At 40.4% G+C, this 21,635-nt stretch carries 16 protein-coding genes and 2 pseudogenes; 12 read left to right on the top strand and 6 right to left on the bottom strand.

The features are described 5' to 3' along the window. Positions 1–267 precede the first annotated feature (267 nt). Complete coding sequence (locus CWC30_RS02235) at positions 268–1,581, top strand: Na+/H+ antiporter NhaC family protein (RefSeq protein WP_138626311.1); 1,314 nt, start codon at positions 268–270, stop codon at positions 1,579–1,581. A 118-nt stretch (positions 1,582–1,699) separates the two neighbouring features. Next, positions 1,700–2,488, top strand: coding sequence for a nucleoside-binding outer membrane protein (locus tag CWC30_RS02230; RefSeq protein ID WP_036983441.1), 789 nt, complete (start codon positions 1,700–1,702; stop codon positions 2,486–2,488). A gap of 98 nt (positions 2,489–2,586) precedes the next feature. Here the strand turns inward: CWC30_RS02230 and CWC30_RS02225 are convergent, their stop codons facing one another. Further along, the gene (locus CWC30_RS02225) at positions 2,587–3,384 is read right to left on the bottom strand and encodes a M48 family metallopeptidase (RefSeq protein ID WP_138626310.1); all 798 of its coding nucleotides are present in this window, start codon (positions 3,382–3,384) and stop codon (positions 2,587–2,589) included. 170 nt (positions 3,385–3,554) lie between these two features. On the opposite strand from CWC30_RS02225, the gene CWC30_RS02220 reads away from it, so the two are divergent. Then, positions 3,555–4,754, top strand: a complete 1,200-nt coding sequence (locus CWC30_RS02220; RefSeq protein WP_069439613.1) for a Bcr/CflA family efflux MFS transporter — start codon at positions 3,555–3,557, stop codon at positions 4,752–4,754. A gap of 27 nt (positions 4,755–4,781) precedes the next feature. On the opposite strand, the gene grpE is transcribed toward CWC30_RS02220, so the two are convergent. Continuing rightward, complete coding sequence (grpE, locus tag CWC30_RS02215) at positions 4,782–5,393, bottom strand: nucleotide exchange factor GrpE (RefSeq protein WP_138626309.1); 612 nt, start codon at positions 5,391–5,393, stop codon at positions 4,782–4,784. Positions 5,394–5,451: 58 nt separating this feature from the next. Continuing rightward, the gene (locus tag CWC30_RS02210) at positions 5,452–6,417 is read right to left on the bottom strand and encodes an HrcA family transcriptional regulator (protein WP_036982366.1); all 966 of its coding nucleotides are present in this window, start codon (positions 6,415–6,417) and stop codon (positions 5,452–5,454) included. Between the two features lie 167 nt (positions 6,418–6,584). On the opposite strand from CWC30_RS02210, the gene nadK reads away from it, so the two are divergent. The 4 genes from nadK to CWC30_RS02190 all read left to right on the top strand — a co-directional run bounded on the left by nadK (position 6,585) and on the right by CWC30_RS02190 (position 10,216). After that, positions 6,585–7,469, top strand: a complete 885-nt coding sequence (gene nadK, locus CWC30_RS02205) for an NAD(+) kinase (RefSeq protein ID WP_036982364.1) — start codon at positions 6,585–6,587, stop codon at positions 7,467–7,469. Between the two features lie 75 nt (positions 7,470–7,544). Then, the gene (locus CWC30_RS02200) at positions 7,545–8,081 is read left to right on the top strand and encodes a hypothetical protein (protein WP_138626308.1); all 537 of its coding nucleotides are present in this window, start codon (positions 7,545–7,547) and stop codon (positions 8,079–8,081) included. A 95-nt stretch (positions 8,082–8,176) separates the two neighbouring features. Then, positions 8,177–9,850 carry a DNA repair protein RecN gene (recN, locus tag CWC30_RS02195; RefSeq protein WP_069439616.1) on the top strand — a complete coding sequence of 558 codons (1,674 nt, stop codon included), beginning with the start codon at positions 8,177–8,179 and terminating at the stop codon, positions 9,848–9,850. A 48-nt stretch (positions 9,851–9,898) separates the two neighbouring features. After that, positions 9,899–10,216 (top strand): hypothetical protein, encoded by a 318-nt coding sequence (locus tag CWC30_RS02190; protein WP_138626307.1) that lies wholly within the window; start codon positions 9,899–9,901, stop codon positions 10,214–10,216. A gap of 223 nt (positions 10,217–10,439) precedes the next feature. Here CWC30_RS02190 and CWC30_RS02185 read toward each other — a convergent pair whose 3' ends face one another. Beyond that, positions 10,440–11,855, bottom strand: a complete 1,416-nt coding sequence (locus CWC30_RS02185) for a glutamate synthase small subunit GltD family protein (RefSeq protein WP_138626306.1) — start codon at positions 11,853–11,855, stop codon at positions 10,440–10,442. A 9-nt stretch (positions 11,856–11,864) separates the two neighbouring features. Beyond that, on the bottom strand, positions 11,865–16,322 hold the full coding sequence (gene gltB, locus CWC30_RS02180; protein ID WP_138626305.1) for a glutamate synthase large subunit: 4,458 nt from the start codon (positions 16,320–16,322) through the stop codon (positions 11,865–11,867). A 704-nt stretch (positions 16,323–17,026) separates the two neighbouring features. Between gltB and CWC30_RS02175 the strand changes: the two are divergent. The 3 genes and pseudogenes from CWC30_RS02175 to CWC30_RS02170 form a co-directional block, all read left to right on the top strand. After that, positions 17,027–17,420: pseudogene (locus CWC30_RS02175) on the top strand (efflux RND transporter periplasmic adaptor subunit); the annotation flags it as partial. Beyond that, positions 17,409–17,690: pseudogene (locus CWC30_RS19025) on the top strand (hypothetical protein); the annotation flags it as partial. The pseudogenes CWC30_RS02175 and CWC30_RS19025, both read left to right, overlap by 12 nt. Next, on the top strand, positions 17,657–18,094 hold the full coding sequence (locus tag CWC30_RS02170; protein WP_138626304.1) for an ATP-binding protein: 438 nt from the start codon (positions 17,657–17,659) through the stop codon (positions 18,092–18,094). The pseudogene CWC30_RS19025 and the gene CWC30_RS02170, both read left to right, overlap by 34 nt. 202 nt (positions 18,095–18,296) lie before the next feature. On the opposite strand, the gene CWC30_RS02165 is transcribed toward CWC30_RS02170, so the two are convergent. Then, on the bottom strand, positions 18,297–18,635 hold the full coding sequence (locus CWC30_RS02165) for a Grx4 family monothiol glutaredoxin (RefSeq protein ID WP_008113155.1): 339 nt from the start codon (positions 18,633–18,635) through the stop codon (positions 18,297–18,299). Positions 18,636–18,899: 264 nt separating this feature from the next. On the opposite strand from CWC30_RS02165, the gene CWC30_RS02160 reads away from it, so the two are divergent. Together CWC30_RS02160 and CWC30_RS02155 are read left to right on the top strand one after the other, a co-directional pair. After that, positions 18,900–19,481: a superoxide dismutase gene (locus tag CWC30_RS02160; protein WP_010388603.1), complete on the top strand. Its 582-nt coding sequence runs from the start codon at positions 18,900–18,902 to the stop codon at positions 19,479–19,481. Between the two features lie 209 nt (positions 19,482–19,690). Next, complete coding sequence (locus CWC30_RS02155; protein WP_013465180.1) at positions 19,691–21,613, top strand: PrkA family serine protein kinase; 1,923 nt, start codon at positions 19,691–19,693, stop codon at positions 21,611–21,613. Positions 21,614–21,635: the final 22 nt, after the last annotated feature.

Genomic DNA, 21,635 nt, shown 5'->3' with positions numbered 1-21,635 from the left:
CCTAGGCAGAACCCTTCGGGCAGCGCCTGTTTGGCATTGAAAGATCAACAGACCCTCATAATAATAACAGATAGCCTTTGCATTTAGCCATCTATACATTTAAACTTCTTTTTTGCGCCGATTTGGTCTTTGGCTTGCGGGCGCTGTTGGATTACTTATCTGGTTAGATAGTAAAACAAACAACTAAATTCAGCTAAAAGAGGGATGCTTTGGCTGTTTAATATATCAATCGACTTCGATTGCTATGAATAATTAACGAGGATTATGATGCAGCCATCATTTGATAAAAATAAAGCAAGATTTTCTTTGCTTCCCCTACTCACCTTTGTTGCTATTTTTTTAGGCTCAGGCATATATTTACAATCTCAAGGGGTTGATTACGCGTTTTATCAACTCCCAGCACCAGTCGCTATTTTACCCGCGATTGTTTTAGCCTTTATTTTAAATAAAACCAGCATCAACCAAAGCGTAGAAACCTTTATAAAGGGCGTAGGTAATAACAATATTATTACCATGTGTCTTATTTACTTACTAGCGGGTGCTTTTTCGGCGGTTGCTGGTGCTACCGGCGGTGTGGATGCGGTTGTTAATGCCGGACTTTCACTTATTCCCCCTTCGTTACTACTACCTGGTTTGTTTTTGATAGCGGCGGTTATTTCTACTGCTATGGGCACATCAATGGGAACTATTGGTGCTATTGGCCCAATTGCCTATGCAGTATCTATTAAAACAGGGATTGATCCTGCTTTAATGGCCGGTACCATTGTATCTGGTGCTATGTTTGGTGATAACTTATCAATAATTTCTGACACCACGATTGCTGCTACCCGTACGCAAGGCTGTGAAATGAAAGATAAGTTTAAAGAAAACCTTAAAATTGCAGTTCCGGCCGCCATACTCACTATTGCATTGCTATTATTTTTAACGCCTGCAGCACAAGTAGTTGATACCAAAGACTACGATATTTTATTAGTACTTCCGTATGCCTTTATTTTAGTCTTGGCGGTAATGGGCTTTAATGTGTTTGTCGTGCTGTTAAGCGGTATTGTGTTTGCCGCATTAATGGGCTTTACTGGCAGCTATGAAGGTGCAAGCTTTGTAAAAGATATTTACAAAGGCTTTAGTGAAATGCAGGAAATATTTTTACTGTCTATGTTTATTGGTGGCCTTTCTGAGTTTATTCGTATTAATGGCGGCCTCGACTACATCGCTCAAAAGATTCAAGCTATTACTAAAGTCATTGCCAAATGGCACCGTAAAGTAGCTGATCAGTTAGGGATCGCGGCGTTAGTTGTCACCAGTAATATGTGTATTGCCAATAATACTGTGTCTATTATTGTGACAGGCCCTATTGCTAAAAAACTGGCTGATGATGGCGAAATTAGTGGTAAACGCTCTGCCAGTTTATTAGATATTTTTGCTTGTGTAACCCAAGGGTCTTTGCCTTATGGCGCGCAAGCATTATTACTCGGTGCTACATTTAAAATTAGCCCATGGGATGTTTCAACCTCATCTTACTACTGCTTTATTTTAGCTTTTACCGCGATTGCGGTGATTTGCTTACGTCGTAATAAAGCTTAAAGCTTGTTTAAAAAGTGTATTAGCTGCGTGCTAATGCACTGTTTATCTCAATAAATAATTAACAAATTAACCGTGTTTGCTATAATGTGATATTCAGCGTGTCACATAAAATATGGTTATGAAAATTAAAAACTTACTTCCTCTCGTTGCACTAAGTGTGTGTGCCTTAAGTTCAACAGCTACCGCTGCTAATTGGAGCAATACGGCGCTTCATATTAACAACGGCAACCACAAAAACCCATTTACTGAACAAAAATCTAATACCACGGTGTACTCAATTGAACATGCTTCTGGGCATGATTATGGCGATAACTTTTTCTTTATTGATTACAGTACCGACAGCAACGATGATGGCTTTCAAGATCAAGACTTTTATTTTGAAGGTTACTCTACCCTTAGCTTATCTGCTGTAATGGACGAAAAAGTAGCGTCAGGGGCGCTCGTTGATGTTGGTCTAACCATGGGTATTAATGCTGCTGGCGATGCTAAAGTAGTTAAATATTTACCAGGCGTAAAATTAAGCTGGGATGTGCCTGGTTTTAATTTCTTTTCAACCCTTATCAGTGCATACATTGATGATAGCGAAGGCGTTGCAAAAGGCGGTGCCCCCATTGAAACTAACAGCTGGATGTTTGATGTAGCCTTTGATTACCCGTTCATGATTGGCTCGCAAAAGTTTAACGTAAAAGGCCATGCAGAGTACATTGCTGAACGAAAAGATGAGTTTGGTAACGATGTGCGTGCTTGGTTTTTAGCCCAACCTATTATTGTATGGGATATGGGACATGCGCTAGAAATGAAAGAAAATACCTTACTGTTAGGTATGGAATGGCAATACTGGCACAATAAATTTGGTACTGATGTTAGCGAATCAGTACCACAAGTTCACTTAGAGTGGACTTTCTAGGTTCTAGGTTCTAGGTTCTAGGTTCTAGTAACATGATAATTGAAAAGCCTGTCAGTTTATATCTACAGGCTTTTTTAATTGTATAATGACTATTTAAATTACAACTTACACTGCGGGTTTTTACCTTTTGCCTTAGCTGCTTTTTGCTCACTAAGCGCTTTACTCATTTGTGACTGCAAATTGCTAATACGGCTGGTCGGTGCTGGGTGAGTTGATAAGAACTCTGGCGTAGCCCCACTGCCCGCTTGGCTCATATTTTGCCAAAGCGTCACAGACTCTTTGGGATTAAACCCTGCTTGCGCCATAAGATCTAAACCAATTGTATCCGCCTCTGACTCGTGTGAACGACTAAAGGGTAAAACCACACCATATTGAGCACCTAAACCAAGGCCTTGCATAATTTCATCACGGTATTGCACGTTACCTATTTCAAGCGCCGCATTGCCCAGCTGCATTCCCGTTTGTAAAATAGAACTTTGTGAGACCCGTTCATTTGAATGCTCAGCAATCACGTGTCCAACTTCATGGCCTAAAACAGTGGCAACCTGATCTTGATTTGTGGCTATTTTTAAGAGCCCCGTATGTACACCAATATAACCGCCAGGCAATGCAAAGGCGTTTGCAGATTCATCTTCAAATACCACCACTTCCCAATTTTGAGATGCATATTCTGTAGGAAGCACGGCCAAGACTTTTTCAGCAATGCAATTGACGTAACTGTTTACTTTTGGGTCTTTATTTATCGGCTGCGTTTTTTTCATCTCTGCAAAACTGGCAGTGCCCATTTGAGTCATTTGCTGATCTGAGTAAAGCGCAATTTGCGTGCGCCCAGTTGGTGATGTTTTACAACCTGCTAATACTGCGCTGGCTAGAACTACCAAAACCAATTTTTTCATTGTGTTACCCTAAAAAAGTTTGTTACTAAGTATAGAATACCAAACGCGGTGTTATTTTAAAATCTTTGCTTTTTGCGATTAAACAATTAAGTTAGCAGGCAAACTAAGTTTATCCAAGGCTACTGCCCTGTTATAATGCTGGGCCTATATTCGTTGTTTTGAGTTTTTAAATGAGTGCTTCGGCTTCTTCTTTTAATACCCGTATTTTATTGCCTTTATTAGCCAGTATTGTCGCGATCACGCCTTTAGCCATTGATATGTATTTACCGGCGATGCTGGTGATTGCCAATGATCTCAATACCAGCATGCCAAATGTTCAAATATCGTTGAGTATATACTTAGCGGGTTATGCATTGGGCATGTTGTTTTTTGGTCCTATAGCGGATCAAATTGGCAGGCGTAAACTGGCACGGATAGGTCTCAGTTTATTTGGCTTAAGTTCACTGGCGTTAGCATTTACCACTGAAGTGCATGCTTTTTGGGGGTTAAGAGCTGTACAGGCATTTACAGGCGCGGCCGCTACGGTTGTCGTCCCAGGGATCATTAGGCATATATATCAAAAAAATACTGCTAAAGGTATGTCTTACGTGTCTATGATTATGATGATAGCGCCTTTACTTGCCCCCTCTATCGGCTCGATTATTTTAGGCTTTTCGGTATGGTCGACTATTTTTATTGTTTTAGCGAGCTATAGCTTTGTTATTTTACTCTTTGTGCAACGTTACTTAATCGATATTCCAATATTTAAAAATGAGCGAAAAGGATTAGCATTATTCTTCTCAAGTTATAAAGTGGTTTTAAGTAATACGCACGCCCGCGCCGATATTTTAAGCTCGATGCTTGTGTCGTTTGGCTTTTTTTGCTTTTTAACGTCCGTCCCTTTTATTTACCTCGACCTATTTAAAGTATCAGAACGATTGTTTGGCCTGTTATTCGCTTTTAATGTAATGGCGTTGATGTTTGGTAATTTTTTAAATACTCGCGTAGTGCCACGTATTGGCTCACGCAAAATGCTTTATTATGGCTTAATGTGTGGCTTTATCTCTGGCGCAGCATTACTTAGCTTTAGCGTATTAAACTTATCACTTTACTTTATTGTTGCGGCTATTGCTCCGTTGATGATGAGCCTAGGTATAATAGCAAGTAACGCAGATTCGTTGATTTTGATGAAATTTGAGCAAAATACAGGGACTGCAACCGCGGTTATTGGCACCTTACGTTTTGGTAGTGGCGCATTAGTAGGCCCTATATTAGCGGTAATGCATGCACAAAGCGCAGTTCCATTTTCAAGTTTAATGTTCAGCGCAGTTGTACTCACTATTCTAGTGCAGTTAGTTCATTATTTTAAAGACAAAAAAAATGCCTCATAATGAGGCATTTTTTAATTGTATACTTAGTTAAGCATCAGCTGCTTTAGATACCATAACCATTGCAGGACGTAATAAACGACCGTTTAATGTGTAACCTTTTTGCATTACTGCTAACACAGTATTAGGCGTCACATCATTACTTGGCTGAATCGACATTGCTTGATGAAAATCTGGGTTAAACTGCTCACCTTGTGGGTTTACAATTTCAACGCCAAATTTAGCCACTGCATCGTTAAAGCTTTTTACTGTCATATCAATACCTTCTAACAAAGGCTTAAGCGTTTCATTTTCTTTATCAGAGAACTCAATAGCACGCTCTAAGTTGTCTATAACAGGAAGTAATTCGTTAGCAAATTTTTCAAGTGCAAATTTGTGTGCTTTCTCAACATCTTGTGCAGCACGACGACGCATATTGTCAACGTCAGCAGCAGCGCGAACGACGCTATCTTTCTGATCTGCAATAGTTTGTTTTGCCGCTTCTAACTCAGCATATAGCATTGCAATTTCTGCTTCAGGGCTTTGCTCTTGCTCGGCGTGTTGTTCTGCTGCTTCTACTGCAGACTCAACGTCGGCTTCCATTTGCGCCACTTCTTCGTTCAATTCTACTTCTTGCTCTGGGTTTTGTGTCTGCTCAGACATAAAATATACGCTCCAATTCTTTACAACTGCGGTAATTATGGGGATTGAATAAAAAGATTCAAGAGCCCGATGGCTCTAATAATTTAAATTCTTGGATTATTTTCTCTAATTGCGCTGATTTCGGACAAATAACACAAAAACGACTTTGATATTCCTGATTTTGGAAGTACGGCACAGTGATCACAATGAGATCATCACAGGTGCTAAAAGGTAAGTTTTCAGCACTGAGAATTGAGACCCCATTTTTAAATGCAAGCTTATCTTCCACAAAATTTAAAAATGAAACACCAATATTAAGACTTTGTTCACAATCTATTTTTTTATAAAGATAGTTTTCGCCCACCACGATACTGTTATCTGAGCCTAATTTTTGGCTTAGTTCACGCGTCCATTGAGTTAAAGAGTCATGACAATTACGCGGTGCCGTATTTGCCATGGCCTGCATTCTGTATAGCCCTTCAATGAGCGTTTGCTGGCTAAATACAGTGTTAAGCCAAGTGGCAAACTCGTAGCGCTGGCCGTCACTAGGATCATCAGGCTTGTTAATGCAAATATTATGGCTTTGCCCTGCTCTGTCTAAAAGTAAGATAAGCCAGTTGTTTGCATCAAAGTCGAGCACTTCTACTCTAAATACCTGCTGTGTCCTAACCTGCGGTAGCCCCACACAACAACACACTTGGTAACGTTGACTCAAGCCATGGGCCAATTCGACTAGCTCAGCCTGTTCAGGCTGCCAATAATTAGCAATAGCACCCAAAGTAAAAAACTCATCAAACCAATAGTCAAACCCATCATTGGTTGGCACTCGACCAGCCGATGTGTGTGGTGAATACAACAAGCCTATTTTTTCAAGGCGCGCCATCGCGTTACGCACAGTGGCAGAGCATACCGCCATACCTTTTTGTTTTGCAATTTTTGTTGACGGCACAGGTAAACCATCGCCGTTACAGTACATACTCATAACAGCGGCAAATATTTGCTGATCTCGTGGATTTAGTTTCATGTTATCTACATCTTTATACATGACTGTTATATCGGGGCTAGGTATTATTATTTCAAGTATAAAAAATACAATAAATCTAAATTTTACAGTGAATTAATTAAATCCGCTGGGTATTACTAAAATCCATGTTTTCAAACACTTCTGTTTTAGGTTACTCTACAAATATTAGAACTTTCAGTGTATTTATTATGGACTCTCCCTTTAATACTATCGGCTTGATTGGTAAGCAAAATCACCCTAATGCTGCCGCTACTTTACAACGATTACATACGTTTTTATTAGCTTTAGGCTTTGAGGTGATTGTTGAAAAACGTACAGGGAGTCAACTTAGCGATGTACCAAGCGACAAACTCGTAAAGCTCGTTGATTTAGGCGAGCGTGCCGACTTGGCGATTGTGGTTGGAGGTGATGGCAACATGCTGGGTGCTGCACGGGTGCTTGCTCGCTTTGATATAGCCGTAATTGGTGTAAATAGAGGTAATTTAGGCTTTTTAACTGATTTGAATCCAGAAGGGTTTGAGGGCAGTTTAGAACAGGTACTCAGCGGCGATTACATTGAAGAAAAACGTTTCCTATTAGAAGTTGAAGTGTATCGACATAACGAACTTAAAAGCGCTAATTCTGCCGTAAACGAAGCTGTGCTCCATGCTGATAAAGTAGCACATATGATTGAGTTTGAAGCCTTTATAAACGATGACTTTGTATTTTCACAACGTTCCGATGGTTTGATTGTATCCACTCCAACAGGGTCAACAGCCTACTCTTTATCGGGCGGCGGCCCAATTTTAACCCCAGAACTCAACGCCATGTCATTGGTTCCTATGTTCCCGCATACTTTATCAAGCCGCCCTTTAGTGGTAGATGCCGATAACGAAGTACGTTTAAAGCTTAGTTTAGAAAATACCGATAGCTTACAGGTAAGTTGCGACAGCCATGTTGTACTTGCCGTATTACCCGGTGATGAGGTCGTTATTCGCAAAGCAGATAGAAAATTACGATTAATTCACCCAAAAAATTACTCTTATTATAATGTGCTTCGTAAGAAGTTAAACTGGGGTAGCCGGTTATACTAATTTTATTGCCAAACATGCAACTTTAGCGCAAAATATTGGACTAGAAATTTTAAATATCGTCAGGAAAAAGTAGTAATGAATTATGGGGTATTTCTTGCTTTATTATTGTTAATTACTTTACTTGGCAGTTACTTACTCATTGAAAGTAATCGTAAAAAGACTATTGAAGCAAAGAAAAAGCTGTTTAACGAGCGCGTTGCAAGTACTCAATCACGTTTAAAAATAAAACTTAACGAGTTACTTGATGCAAAAGTCATTAGTGCTAAACACCTTCCTCGAATTCAAGCCGTTGTCAGTAATTTTTTTGTGGTACAGCCACACACTGATGAAAATTTAAATAAGCTAGAATCGCTATGCGATTTACTTATTAATATACTTAACGAAGAACTAATAAAAACCTATAAAAATAATAACAGCCAAGCTTTTTCCGATACCACTCAATATTTTATAGCGGAGTTACCAGCTCAAGGTATTTTATATAATAAAAACTTTTATCAAGAAGTCCTTCCTACGCTAATTTTAAAGTTAAAAACTGATGACATAGCGCAACCAGTTGATAGTATTGATCTTAACGATGAAAACCTCCCTATTGATGAAGAAAAAAAACATTAATTGAGTCCAGCCTTGCTTAAAATATAGAAATTTAATTTGCAAAAAACCAAAACACTGTATAAATTAACAGTTAATTCACTGGATGGATGAACAGTATGTTAATTGGTTTAGAAATTAAAAATTTTGCAATCGTAAGTAATTTAAGCACAGAATGGCACTCGGGTATGACCGCTATCACCGGTGAAACGGGAGCAGGTAAATCAATCGCCATTGATGCATTATCATTGTGTCTTGGAGAGCGAGCAGAAGCGTCTGCTGTGCGTCCAGGAACTGATAAAGCAGAGGTAAGTGCACAATTTGATTTAAGCAATTTACCACTCGCTCATGCTTTTTTAGAAGAGAACATGCTTAATAACGACGACAACGAATGTTTACTTCGTCGAGTTGTTTGTAAAAATGGTCGCAGTAAAAGCTACATTAATGGCAGCCCAGTTACCGCTGCACAACTAAAAGAGCTAGGCCAATATTTAATTTCTATTCATGGTCAACATGCACACCAGCATCTATTAAAAGCAGAGCATCAATTACAGCTACTGGATGCTTACGCCGGGCACCAAAATCTAGTTAATGCTGTTAACCAACGCTATAAACGTTATGCTGATTTACAAAAAGAATTTAAACAGCTAGAACAACAGCAGCAGCAACAAGCCGCACAAAAGCAACTATTGGAGTATCAAGTCGCAGAGCTTGATGAATTTGCATTGCAGGCAGATGAATTTGAGCAAATAGAAGCTGAACATTATAAACTCAGCAATAGCCAAACTATATTGCAAGTCTGCCAGCGCGAGTTGCAGCATTTATATGAAAATGATGAACAAAATGCGTGTTCCATTTTACAGCACAGCGCCCAACAATTTACTGAACTTGCACAGTATGATGAAAGCTTAGCCAGTGTGGCAACATTATTATCAGAAGCCGCTGTTCAAGTTGAAGAAGCAAGCCGAGAAGTACGTAATTACACTGAACAAGCCGACTTGGATCCTCAGCGATTAACTGAAGTAGAAAACAGACTCAGTGGTGCAATGGACTTAGCCAGAAAACACCATATAAAACCCCAAGAGCTTGTTGGATTTCATCAAACTATTGCACAAGAGCTCGAGTCGATAAGTAATAACAGCTCACGTCTTGAGCAACTTGAAGGTGAAATTGAACATGCCCTTGAGGATTATCAAAACGCCAGTGAACAATTAAGTGCAAGTCGCCACCAATATGCGAATACATTAAATGGATTGATCAGCGAAAGCATGGCTAATCTATCTATGGAAAATGGCGTATTTGAAATAGCATTGACTGCACAAAACGATCGCGCTCCAAATAGCTTAGGCTTTGATAATGTTTCATTTTTAGTATCAACAAACCCAGGGCAACCATTGCAACCTTTAGCAAAAGTAGCCTCGGGTGGTGAGCTATCACGCATTAGTTTGGCTATTCAGGTTATTATTGCGCAAAAAGTCACGACCCCTACGCTTATATTTGATGAAGTGGATGTTGGTATTTCTGGCCCAACAGCTGCTGCTGTTGGTAAACTACTGCGCCAACTAGGTAAGTCTACGCAAGTAATTTGTGTGACCCATTTACCGCAAGTGGCCAGTAGCGCTCATCAGCAGTTTTTTGTTGCCAAAGAAATTGCAGACGGTGAAACATTTACGCATATGCTGGCATTGAATAAAGATGGTCGAGTAAATGAGATTGCTCGATTACTGGGTGGTGATAACATTAGCAAAACAGCTAAAGCAAATGCAAAAGAGCTTATAAAAGCGCACGGATAAAGTGAATCGCTTTACAGTGCGTTACCTTGATACGGTGAGGATACATTAATGCAAACGACGGTCATTTATTTTGGCTTAGCAATTAACTGGCTGCTATTGATTGTCAGTATACTTTTGGCTGTTTTTAGTAAGTTTAAACATACACAATTTAAGCAGAGCTTATATCGCTTTTTAAATGTGGCATTAATTGTACATATTGTTATTGCTGTTATGTTAGTTTTTAGCAGCACAGCTATTAGTGGCTTAATAACACTAAGTTGGTTAGTTATTGGCCTACAGCTTGTTTGTAACGTTATTTGCTATAAAAGTGTGAAACGCCGACAAGCCAGAGTGAAACCGAACCTAGATCACTTCTCGATGGATTAACTAACAGCGCGTTTAAAAAAAGCCCACAATCTATGTATTGCGGGCTTTTTTATTTGTAAAATCTTATAATTGTAAATAGCTAGGTCAAAACCTAGGTCCCTTTTTATAGACCTTAAACACCGGCTATGGAACCATAAATATTTACCTTTGTTTGTAAAACTGAGGAAATAAAAAAAGCAAACCCGAAGGTTTGCTTTTGACTCCATTCTAACAAAAGCATTATTTACACTTTTAAATAATCCATAATGCCTTCTGCAGCGTTACGCCCCTCAAATATAGCGGTGACCACTAAGTCTGAACCACGAACAATATCGCCACCAGCAAATATTTTAGGATTAGTGGTTTGATGTGTAAATTCACCTTGCTCGGGTGCATTAATACCACCCCAGTGGTTAATTTCTACGTCGTACTGCTCTAACCAATCCAATTTATGTGGCTTAAAACCAAATGCCATAATCACTTGTGTGGCTTCAATAATATGCTCTGAACCCGGTACTTCCTCAGCGCGACGGCGGCCGTTTTCATCGGCCTCGCCAAGCTGAGTTTTTACCATTTTAACACCGGCTACAGCACCTTTGTCATCAAGTACAATCCCTTTAGGCTGAACGTTATAAGTAAAAATTACGCCCTCTTCTTTGGCATTTTTTACTTCGCGTTTTGAACCAGGCATGTTCTCTTCATCACGACGATAAGCACACGTTACTTTTAACGCGTTATGACGAATGGAGGTACGCACACAGTCCATTGCTGTATCACCACCACCTAGTACCACTACTTTTTGATTTGCCATATCAATGCAGGCTTGTTTAGACTCATCGTAACCCATAACACGGTTAGTGTTACCAATTAAAAATGGCAGGGCATCATGCACTCCCGGTGCATCTTCGTTCTCAAGCCCCGCTCGCATACTCTGATAAGTCCCAACGCCCAAGAATACGGCGTCATACTCATTAAGTATTTCATCCATACTAATGTCTTTACCTACTTCGACATTAAGCTTGAATTCAACACCCATTTCGGTAAATATTTCACGACGTTTTTGCATGACTTCTTTTTCTAATTTAAAAGAAGGAATACCAAAGGTTAACAGCCCACCAATTTCAGGGTGACGGTCAAATACCACAGGCTTTACGCCATTACGCACTAAGATATCTGCACAGCCCAGGCCCGCAGGCCCTGCGCCAATAATGGCAACTTTTTTATCAGTCCATGTCACATAGGACATGTCTGGTTTCCAGCCCATTTTAAACGCGGTGTCGGTGATGTATTTTTCAATATTACCGATTGTTACTGCACCAAACTCTTCATCTAATGTACATGAGCCTTCGCATAAGCGGTCTTGCGGGCATACTCGTCCACACACTTCTGGCAAACTGTTAGTACGGTGCGATAGCTCAGCGGCCTCTAAAATGCGCCCTGTACGGATCAGTTTTAACCATTGTGGAATATAGTTATGTACTGGACATTTCCACTCACAATAAGGGTTACCACAATCAAGGCAACGATCCGCTTGTGAATTAACCTGATTTTCTGAAAAGGGTTCATAAATTTCTACGAACGATTTTTTACGCGACGAGATTGGTTTTTTGCGTGGGTCTACACGCTGCACGTCTATAAATTGATATACATTTTCGCTCATACTGCCCCCTTATTGCGCCTGAACACGTAGTTCGGCGCTACTGCGAGCGCGGTGCCCGAGTAAACTTTTTACGTCACTTGATTTAGGTTTTACTAATTTGAACATCGGTAAATAAAGTTCAAAGTTAGCTAAAATAGTTTCTGCTCTACATGAGCCTGTTAGCTCTAAATGCTCAGCAATTAAGCCGCGTAAATGCTCTTGATGTGAACTCAAATCATCTAAAGTAACCACTTCAACCAACTCTGGGTTAATGCGTTTCTCAAAATCACCTCGTTCATCTAAAATGTAAGCGAAACCACCAGTCATACCTGCACCAAAGTTCACTCCCACATTACCAAGTACACACACAACGCCACCGGTCATGTATTCACAACCGTTATCACCTACGCCCTCAACAACGGCTTGCACGCCTGAGTTACGTACAGCAAAACGCTCGCCTGCACATCCTGCTGCAAACAATTTACCGCCGGTTGCACCATATAAACAGGTATTACCAATAATTGTTGCTTTATGACTTTCAAATGACGAACCCAGTGGTGGGCGAATAACTAGCTTACCGCCCGCCATGCCTTTACCAACGTAATCGTTAGCATCGCCAACCAAAGTCATTTCAAGGCCACCAGCATTCCATACACCGAATGACTGACCAGCTGTACCATGTAATTCAATAACTACCGGATCTGCGGCCATGCCTTGATTACCGTGTTTATCAGCAATATAACCAGAGAGCATAGCGCCAACCGATCTATCGGTATTACAAATACGACTTACTAATGAAATGCCACTTGAGTTATCTATTGCCTCTTGCGCCTTACCCAGTAAGCTCTCATTTAACTCACCTAAATAATGCGAGCTATTTGGTGCACTGCAAAACAAAGTTTCACCCGTTGGGTTATTTGGCTGAGCGATAACCGCTGATAAATCTATTTTTTGCTGCTTCGCTGTTTTGCCTTCAATGGCTTCGAGTAAGTCTAAGCGACCAATTAAATCGGTTAGGTTTGCAACCCCTAAACTTGCCATAATTTCGCGCGCTTCTTGAGCAATAAACTTAAAGTAGTTCATCGCCATTTCTGGCAGACCATGATAATGCTTTTGACGTAATGTTTCGTCTTGTGTTGCCACACCTGTCGCACAGTTATTTAAGTGACAGATTCGTAAGTATTTACAGCCTAATGCCACCATAGGCCCTGTGCCAAAGCCAAAACTTTCGGCGCCTAAAATGGCCGCTTTGATGATATCAAGGCCCGTTTTTAAACCACCATCTGTTTGCAAGCGAATGCGATGGCGAAGGCCATTTTCTACCAAGGCTTGCTGTGTTTCAGCAAGTCCCAACTCCCATGGGCTGCCAGCGTATTTAACCGAGGTTAATGGACTTGCACCTGTGCCACCATCATAGCCTGAAATAGTAATTAAGTCGGCATACGCTTTCGCTACACCGGTTGCAATTGTGCCAACACCCGGTTCAGATACCAGTTTTACAGAAATCAATGCATTCGGGTTTACTTGTTTTAAGTCAAAAATCAGCTGGGCTAAATCTTCGATAGAATAAATATCGTGATGCGGCGGAGGTGAAATAAGTGTCACACCCGGTACCGAGTAACGAAGCTTGGCAATATAGGGAGTGACTTTTTCACCTGGTAGTTGTCCGCCTTCCCCTGGTTTAGCGCCTTGTGCCACTTTTATTTGAATAACATCAGCGCTACGTAAATAATGGGGCGTTACACCAAATCGACCCGAGGCTACTTGTTTAATACGTGAATTTTTTTCTGTACCGTAACGCAGCTTATCTTCGCCACCTTCACCAGAATTTGAGCAGCCACCTAAACGATTCATGGCAATTGCGAGTGCTTCATGCGCTTCTGGCGATAATGCACCAATACTCATGGCCGCTGAGTCAAACCGTTTATAAAGCTCAGTGGCAGGCTCTACCTCATCAATGCTTATACCCTTTTCTGGCAGCTTTAAATTCAACATATCGCGCAGAGTCGCAACTGGACGGTGATTAACTAGCTTTGCGTATTCGCTGTAATCACTGTACTCGCCGCTACGTACTGCTTTTTGTAACGTTTGAATCACATCAGGATTGTAAGCATGGTACTCGCCGCCGTGAACGTATTTAAACAAGCCACCATGGCTTAATAATTTACGTTTACTAAGCGCCAGTTTATGCAAGCTTTGCTGATCGTCATCAAAGTCGCTAAAACACGCCCCTTTAATGCGACTCGCCACGCCTTTAAAACACATCTCAACAATAGCGTCCGATAGACCAACCGCTTCAAACAACATTGAACAACGATATGAAGCCACGGTACTAATGCCCATTTTAGACATGATTTTGTACAAGCCTTTATTAATTGCTTGACGATAAGCCAGTGTAACTTCACTGTATGACTTATTAATTACCTTGGTATCGCTCATAGCCACAAGTGACTCGTACGCTAAATACGGGTAAATTGCGGTTGCACCAAATCCAAGTAGTACCGCAAATTGATGCGCATCGCGAACGCTGCCAGTTTCAATAATAATATTTGACTCACAGCGTAAGTTATTATCTACCAAGCGTTTTTGTACCGCACCCACCGCCATAGCAGCAGGAATAGGTAATTGATTGTCATCAAAGTTACGATCCGTTAATACCAGCATAATGCAGCCAGATGCGGCTTTTGCTTGTGCTTCATCACAGATGCGCTTTACCGCATTCTCAAGGCCTTCTTCTACGGTATAAGTGATGTCAATCTTACAATAGCTGTAGTGCGCTTCATCGGCGTTAAGTAGCTGCTGCATATCAGCGTACATTAAAATAGGCGTATCAAATTGCAGGCGTTTAGCGTGCCCTGTTGTTTCATTAAATACGTTTTGCTCACTGCCAATACACGTTGCAAGCGACATTACATGGTTTTCACGTAACGGATCAATTGGCGGATTAGTAACCTGAGCAAACTTTTGACGGAAATAATCATAAAGTGAACGGTGCCCTTCGCTCAGTACGGCAAACGGCGTATCGTCACCCATTGAGCCAGTGGCTTCTTGCCCATTTTCACCCATGACACGAATGACGCTGTCTAGCTCTTCGTTAGTATAGCCAAACATCTTTTGGTATTTGACAAGGGTTTCATCATCAAATGAGCGATTGCCCGCATCTTGCTCGGTAAGTGCTTCAAAAGGCGTTAATCGTTTAACGTTTTCTTCTAACCACGACTTATAAGGGTGGCGTGATTTTAAATCTTGGTCAATTTCATCTGAATGCCAAATTTTGCCTAATTTAGTATCAATAACGAGGAGTTCGCCCGGGCCAACACGTCCTTTTTCGACCACTTCGTCAGCGGTGTAATCCCATATCCCAACTTCAGAGGCTAAAGTAATAAAGCCATCTTGAGTAATGATATAGCGCGCAGGGCGCAGGCCATTACGGTCTAAGTTACAGGCAGCAAAACGCCCATCCGACATAACAATCCCTGCAGGGCCATCCCACGGTTCCATATGCATAGAATTAAAATCATAGAATGCGCGAAGGTCGTCATCCATAGCACGGTTTTTTTGCCATGCTGGCGGTACCAGCATACGCATCGCACGGAATAAATCCATACCACCGGCTAAAAACAGCTCTAGCATATTATCGAGGCTAGATGAGTCAGACCCTGTTTCATTAACAAACGGCGCTGCGCTTTGTAAATCAGGAATAAGCGGCGAAGCAAATTTATAAGAGCGTGCACGGGCCCACTGACGGTTACCTTCAATAGTATTAATTTCACCATTGTGCGCTAAATAACGAAATGGTTGCGCTAAAGGCCAGCGAGGCTGTGTGTTTGTAGAGAAGCGTTGATGAAAAACACAAATAGCACTGGTCATGCGAATATCAGCAAGATCGAGATAAAAATTTGGCAAGTCAGCAGGCATCATTAAGCCTTTATAGATGGTGACTAGCCCAGATAAGCTCGCAATATAAAATGATTCATCATCCATCAAGCGCTTTTCTGCACGACGACGTGCAACATATAAACGTCGCTCTAAATCTTTAGAACGCCACCCTTCAGGCGCACTAATAAAAATTTGTTCAAACCCAGGCAATTGCTTTAGGGCTATAGGTCCTAACATTGATGGATCGGTAGGGACAACACGCCAACCTAAAATATTAAGCGTTTCTTTTTCTAGTTCTTCGCTTAAAACATCTTTAGCTGCTTGTGCTAATACTGGATCAGCATTGAGGAAAATCATCCCAACGGCGTAATTTTTACCTAAATGCCAATTATTTTCAGCAGCAATAGCACGAAAGAAGCTGTCTGGTTTTTGAAGTAACAAGCCACAACCATCACCCGTTTTACCATCAGCAGATATACCGCCGCGGTGCTGCATGCGATCTAAACCGGTGATCGCCGTACGGATGAGTCGGTGACTCGCTTTGTTATTAACTTGGGCTATTAAGCCAAAGCCACAATTATCTTTTTCTAGTTTTGAGTCATATAACATGGACCCCTCCCCTTGCTGCACTGTTAACGTGGATGAACGGCTCGACGATTTGCTAACAGACGATCAAAATTAGCGTTATTCCTAACCTGAGTCAATATCTTTCTGAATATATATTCATTATATTGAATATATTTCAACTTCATTAAAAATCATAAAACAATGCTAAATATTAACATTTGAGTAGATATTGGATCGAAAACTTTAATGACACCGGTGTTATTTTTAAGAACTTGTAAATAAAGCCTCCTCACAATAAGCAGTTTACGTAAACGTAAATGAGCCTCAATGTGAATAACTATTCACCGAATATCATTCCATCATTTTTGCTTTATTCGTAATACATCTAAACATGACATTTAATTACATCGACTTTTATTAGCACATAGTTTATTCAATGAATTTGCACGTTAGTCTTATGCTATGCATTAATTATCAACTTTCTTTGCTTTACGTTGAGGTAATCTCACCCCGCAGCGGACACTTTTTATGTCCGCGGACATATAAAAAGAAAGTTTAAAAATAAAAAGTAATTAAATTCAACAAGATAAAAAAATGGAGCGCTATTCGAATATCGCATAACTACATAAATTTTGAGGGCATTCGAATGTTTACTATTGGCTTATTTTTAATTTCACCAATTATTCTGTTTATTGCCTCGCTAATAATTACTGTGTTTGAAAAACACTAAGCAAAGAGAACAAATAATGATTAAAGGCACTAGCGGGCAAGACACGCAAATCTCACGACCTATAAATTTTAAAAAAAACATATGGCTGTTTATATTTATTGCGGGCTTAGTTGCTCTATGTGTATATGCATTATTAAATACTGATCAAGAAGGTACTATCTCGGTTTATAGAGTAAGCCTACAAATAGCCACAGAGATGCGCCAATCGCTAATACGCGATGCTGCAGCCAGCGGTAAAATTGTGGCCGCCAGAGCACCAAAAGTTTACAGCCCTGAACGAGGCTTTGTTTCATTGAAGGTAAATGCTGGTGACTCAGTAAAACTGAATGATGTAATAGCCATGGTTGAGAGCCCCGAGTTCACAAACGAATTAAAGCAGCAATACTGTTTTAGCTCGTCTTGAGGGCGAGCTACGATTTTTATTAGCCGATGAACCAACTGGTAATCTCGACAGCCTTATGGCTCGTCAAATAATGGAGCTGCTTGAACAAATAAATCGTGATGGCGCAACCATTGTCATGGTCACCCATGATGCAGAACTTGCTCGGCGTGCCCCTCGAAACATTCAAGTTGTAGACGGTCAACTTGCTGATTTCACCTTGTACCAAGGTGCACAAAACCTTAAAAAACGAGTTCGTTCAAGGCTATGGTTGGTTTTGCTAAACTTCCACCACCTATAATAACGACGGTTGACTGGCATTCATTACTCGATCAATTACAAAGCCAATGGCAATTTAATTTCGACCTTCAAAAAGACATCACTACACAAGCCGATCAAACCCAAATAGAACAATTGCTCATTAACCTGTTGAAAAATGCACATGAATCAGAGTCGCTAGCAGAGCATATTAGTTTAAAAGTAACACAAGATAGTCTCGGCACTCATGTTAATGTGAGCGACAAAGGAAAAGGCATGAGTGAAACAGTTATGGCCAGTGCGCTTATCCCTTTTTGTTCTACCAAAGTGGCAGGAAGTAGATTAGGTTTGGCACTGTGTCGAGAAATTGTTGAAGCCCACCATGGGCAAATTAACCTACACAATCGGGACGTCGGCGGGATCAGTGTTTTTGTAAGTTTACCTTGAGAGTTGTTTAGCTTTAAGGCTGAAAACTCATCCAATTTAGAAATGATACAATCGCGTTCTGAAGTTTATGACCTAGTGAGCTAAGTAAAAACCGCGAAAAGCTGCCTACTCATTCGGTACTGTCATCGTATAAGCAACTATGAGTAAATACTTTATAGACATAAAAAAAGCTGCAAATTGCAGCTTTTTTTTACTTAAACGCTTATTCAGCGTCTGCAGGTTTATGCTTTGCAGCTGTTTCAGTGATCAGTGGTTGTAATTCACCACGTTGAAACATTTCAATGATAATGTCACAGCCACCAATTAACTCGCCTTCAACCCAAAGTTGCGGGAAGGTAGGCCAGTTAGCGTAAGCAGGAAGCTCTGCACGAATGTCTGGATTAAGTAAAATATCCACATATGCAAACGGTTCACCGCACGACATTAATGCTTGTGATGCTTGTGAAGAAAAACCACAATTAGGCAGTTTTGGTGATCCTTTCATGTATAAGATGATTGGGTTTTCAGCAATTTGCTGTTTAATTTTATCGATGGTTTCCATTTACAACCTCAAAATGACGATAGCGAACACATTAGGCCTTGAAAAAGTTTCACTGTGGCCTCAGATATATAGATTAACATAGGCAATTAAAGCCTCAATCTTAAATAGCTTTAGCAAGAGCATTGCTGTTTGCTAAAACTTGAGTAAAATACTCAACAATTATAGTAACACTATATTCCTGTTTGGTATAGATAAGTGCCCTGTTTGCGCAGGCATTACGTATTACTAAATAGACTATCAACCAAAAGAAGATGGAGATAAAAAATGGCATTTGAACTACCGTCACTACCGTATGCAATTGATGCACTTGAGCCACATATTTCACAAGAAACGTTAGAGTTTCACCATGGTAAACACCACAACACTTATGTGACTAAACTTAACGGTTTGATCCCAGGCACTGAGTTTGAAGGTAAATCACTTGAAGAGATCGTATGTTCTTCAGAAGGCGGTGTATTTAACAACGCTGCTCAAATCTGGAACCACACTTTCTACTGGAACAGCCTATCTCCAAATGGCGGTGGCGCTCCAACAGGTGCAATTGCTGATGCAATTAACGCTAAATGGGGCTCATTTGACGCATTTAAAGACGCGTTAAACGACAAAGCAGTAAATAACTTTGGTTCAAGCTGGACGTGGTTAGTTAAACTAGCAGATGGTTCACTAGACATCGTTAATACATCTAACGCTGCAACACCATTAACAGATGCAGGTGTTACACCAATCCTAACCGTGGATTTATGGGAACACGCATACTACATTGATTACCGTAACGTGCGTCCAGATTACCTTAAAGGTTTCTGGTCACTCGTTAACTGGGAATTCGCGAACGCTAACTTCGCATAATTAGTTTTAAACTAATCTTTAAAAGACGCTTAGGCGTCTTTTTTTTATGTCCGCTACTTTATTTGATTAAGGTTATACGTAGGTTATTTTCTAAAAGTGCATCATGATCATTTTTCATATAAATTTTTAATTTTATTGCACAAAAATTTAAATTCGTGACTAGACTTTAAATGGTGAATACATTTTCCAAGTAGGTTTCGGAGGTCATTATGACTATTTTTGATCACTACCAAGCACGTTATGAATCAACACAAGAAGAAGAGTACAGTGTTGCTGAGTTTCTAGAAATTTGTAAAACCGATAAGTCTGCTTATGCCAGTGCTCCTGAAAGATTACTGATGGCCATTGGCGAGCCTAAAATGGTAGATACCGCTACCGATACTCGTTTAAGTCGCTTATTTTCGAACCGTGTTGTTGCACGTTACCCTGCATTTGCCGATTTTTATGGTATGGAAGACGCCATTGAGCAAATTGTTTCTTATCTAAAACACGCCGCGCAAGGATTAGAAGAGTGTAAACAAGTGCTTTACTTGCTTGGTCCGGTGGGTGGCGGTAAGTCATCGATTGCTGAAAAGCTAAAGTATTTAATGCAACAAGTGCCTATTTATGCAATTAAGGGCTCCCCGGTTAATGACCATCCGCTGTCATTATTTGATCCCGTTGAAGATGCCAGCCTACTCGAAAAAGAATATGGAATTAAGTCTCGTTACCTCAAAACGGTAATGTCGCCATGGGCCGCAAAACGTTTACAAGAATTTAATGGTGATATTAGTCAATTTAGAGTGGTTAAACGCTTCCCATCAATTTTAAATCAAGTTGCGATTGCTAAAACAGAGCCCGGAGATGAAAACAATCAAGATATTTCTGCTCTTGTCGGTAAGGTCGATATTCGCCAACTTGAACACTTTGCACAAAATGATCCTGATGCTTATGCCTATTCAGGCGCATTATGTTTAGCCAACCAAGGCTTAATGGAATTTGTGGAAATGTTTAAAGCCCCCATAAAAGTGTTACACCCACTGCTAACAGCCACACAAGAAGGTAACTATAACGGCACAGAAGGCATAAGCGCCCTGCCATTTAACGGCATGATACTAGCCCACTCTAATGAATCAGAATGGCAAACCTTTAAAAACAATAAAAACAACGAAGCCTTTTTAGACCGTGTTTATATTGTTAAGGTCCCTTATTGCTTACGAGTGACCGAAGAAATTAAAATTTACGATAAGCTGATTGAACACAGTGAGCTTTACAACGCCCCCTGTGCGCCAGGTACACTTAAAATTTTAGCCCAATTTACCACTCTTTCGCGCTTAAAAGAGCCGGAAAACTCAAGCATTTACTCTAAAATGCGAGTTTACGATGGTGAAACCCTTAAAGACACCGACCCAAAAGCGAAGTCGTATCAAGAGTATCGTGATTACGCTGGTGTTGATGAGGGCATGACCGGCCTTTCAACCCGTTTTGCGTTTAAGATTTTATCGCGAGTATTCAACTTTGACACCACCGAAGTGGCCGCCAACCCTGTGCATTTGTTTTATGTGCTTGAGCAGCAAATTGAGCGTGAACAATTTAGTGCCGAGGTTGAAGAACGTTATTTAAGCTTTTTAAAAGGCTATTTAATTCCACAATATGTTGAGTTTATAGGTAAAGAGCTACAAACCGCGTACTTAGAGTCATATTCAGAATATGGCCAAAATATTTTTGACCGCTACGTTATTTATGCTGATTTTTGGATTCAAGATCAAGAATACCGCGACCCTGACACAGGGCAATTATTTGACCGTGATGCACTCAACGCTGAGCTTGAAAAAATAGAAAAGCCTGCAGGTATTTCAAACCCTAAAGATTTTAGAAATGAAATTGTTAACTTTGTGCTGCGTGCTCGCGCTCATAACAATGGCAAAAATCCGCTGTGGACGAGTTATGAAAAACTACGCACGGTTATTGAGAAAAAAATGTTCTCAAACACGGAAGACTTACTCCCTGTTATTTCATTTAATGCAAAAACATCAGCTGAAGATCAGCAAAAGCATGAGGACTTTGTTAATCGTATGGTTGAAAAAGGCTACACGCAAAAACAAGTGCGCTTGCTATCTGAGTGGTATTTACGGGTTAGAAAATCGCAATAACCTTCATAATTGCAGTTTTTAG

Source organism: Pseudoalteromonas sp. S4741 (genome assembly GCF_005886135.1).
GTDB classification, from domain to species: Bacteria; Pseudomonadota; Gammaproteobacteria; order Enterobacterales; family Alteromonadaceae; genus Pseudoalteromonas; species Pseudoalteromonas tetraodonis.
This window is presented reverse-complemented; position numbering and strand designations above follow the sequence as displayed.

What these genes read in the sequence shown, in the direction of transcription:
- CWC30_RS02235 (WP_138626311.1), top strand. Translation starts at nt 268, where the DNA reads ATGCAGCCATCATTTGATAAAAATAAAGCAAGATTTTCTTTGCTTCCC.
- CWC30_RS02230 (WP_036983441.1), top strand. Translation starts at nt 1,700, where the DNA reads ATGAAAATTAAAAACTTACTTCCTCTCGTTGCACTAAGTGTGTGTGCC.
- CWC30_RS02225 (WP_138626310.1), bottom strand. Translation starts at nt 3,384, where the DNA reads ATGAAAAAATTGGTTTTGGTAGTTCTAGCCAGCGCAGTATTAGCAGGT.
- CWC30_RS02220 (WP_069439613.1), top strand. Translation starts at nt 3,555, where the DNA reads ATGAGTGCTTCGGCTTCTTCTTTTAATACCCGTATTTTATTGCCTTTA.
- grpE (WP_138626309.1), bottom strand. Translation starts at nt 5,393, where the DNA reads ATGTCTGAGCAGACACAAAACCCAGAGCAAGAAGTAGAATTGAACGAA.
- CWC30_RS02210 (WP_036982366.1), bottom strand. Translation starts at nt 6,417, where the DNA reads ATGTATAAAGATGTAGATAACATGAAACTAAATCCACGAGATCAGCAA.
- nadK (WP_036982364.1), top strand. Translation starts at nt 6,585, where the DNA reads ATGGACTCTCCCTTTAATACTATCGGCTTGATTGGTAAGCAAAATCAC.
- CWC30_RS02200 (WP_138626308.1), top strand. Translation starts at nt 7,545, where the DNA reads ATGAATTATGGGGTATTTCTTGCTTTATTATTGTTAATTACTTTACTT.
- recN (WP_069439616.1), top strand. Translation starts at nt 8,177, where the DNA reads ATGTTAATTGGTTTAGAAATTAAAAATTTTGCAATCGTAAGTAATTTA.
- CWC30_RS02190 (WP_138626307.1), top strand. Translation starts at nt 9,899, where the DNA reads ATGCAAACGACGGTCATTTATTTTGGCTTAGCAATTAACTGGCTGCTA.
- CWC30_RS02185 (WP_138626306.1), bottom strand. Translation starts at nt 11,855, where the DNA reads ATGAGCGAAAATGTATATCAATTTATAGACGTGCAGCGTGTAGACCCA.
- gltB (WP_138626305.1), bottom strand. Translation starts at nt 16,322, where the DNA reads ATGTTATATGACTCAAAACTAGAAAAAGATAATTGTGGCTTTGGCTTA.
- CWC30_RS02170 (WP_138626304.1), top strand. Translation starts at nt 17,657, where the DNA reads ATGGTTGGTTTTGCTAAACTTCCACCACCTATAATAACGACGGTTGAC.
- CWC30_RS02165 (WP_008113155.1), bottom strand. Translation starts at nt 18,635, where the DNA reads ATGGAAACCATCGATAAAATTAAACAGCAAATTGCTGAAAACCCAATC.
- CWC30_RS02160 (WP_010388603.1), top strand. Translation starts at nt 18,900, where the DNA reads ATGGCATTTGAACTACCGTCACTACCGTATGCAATTGATGCACTTGAG.
- CWC30_RS02155 (WP_013465180.1), top strand. Translation starts at nt 19,691, where the DNA reads ATGACTATTTTTGATCACTACCAAGCACGTTATGAATCAACACAAGAA.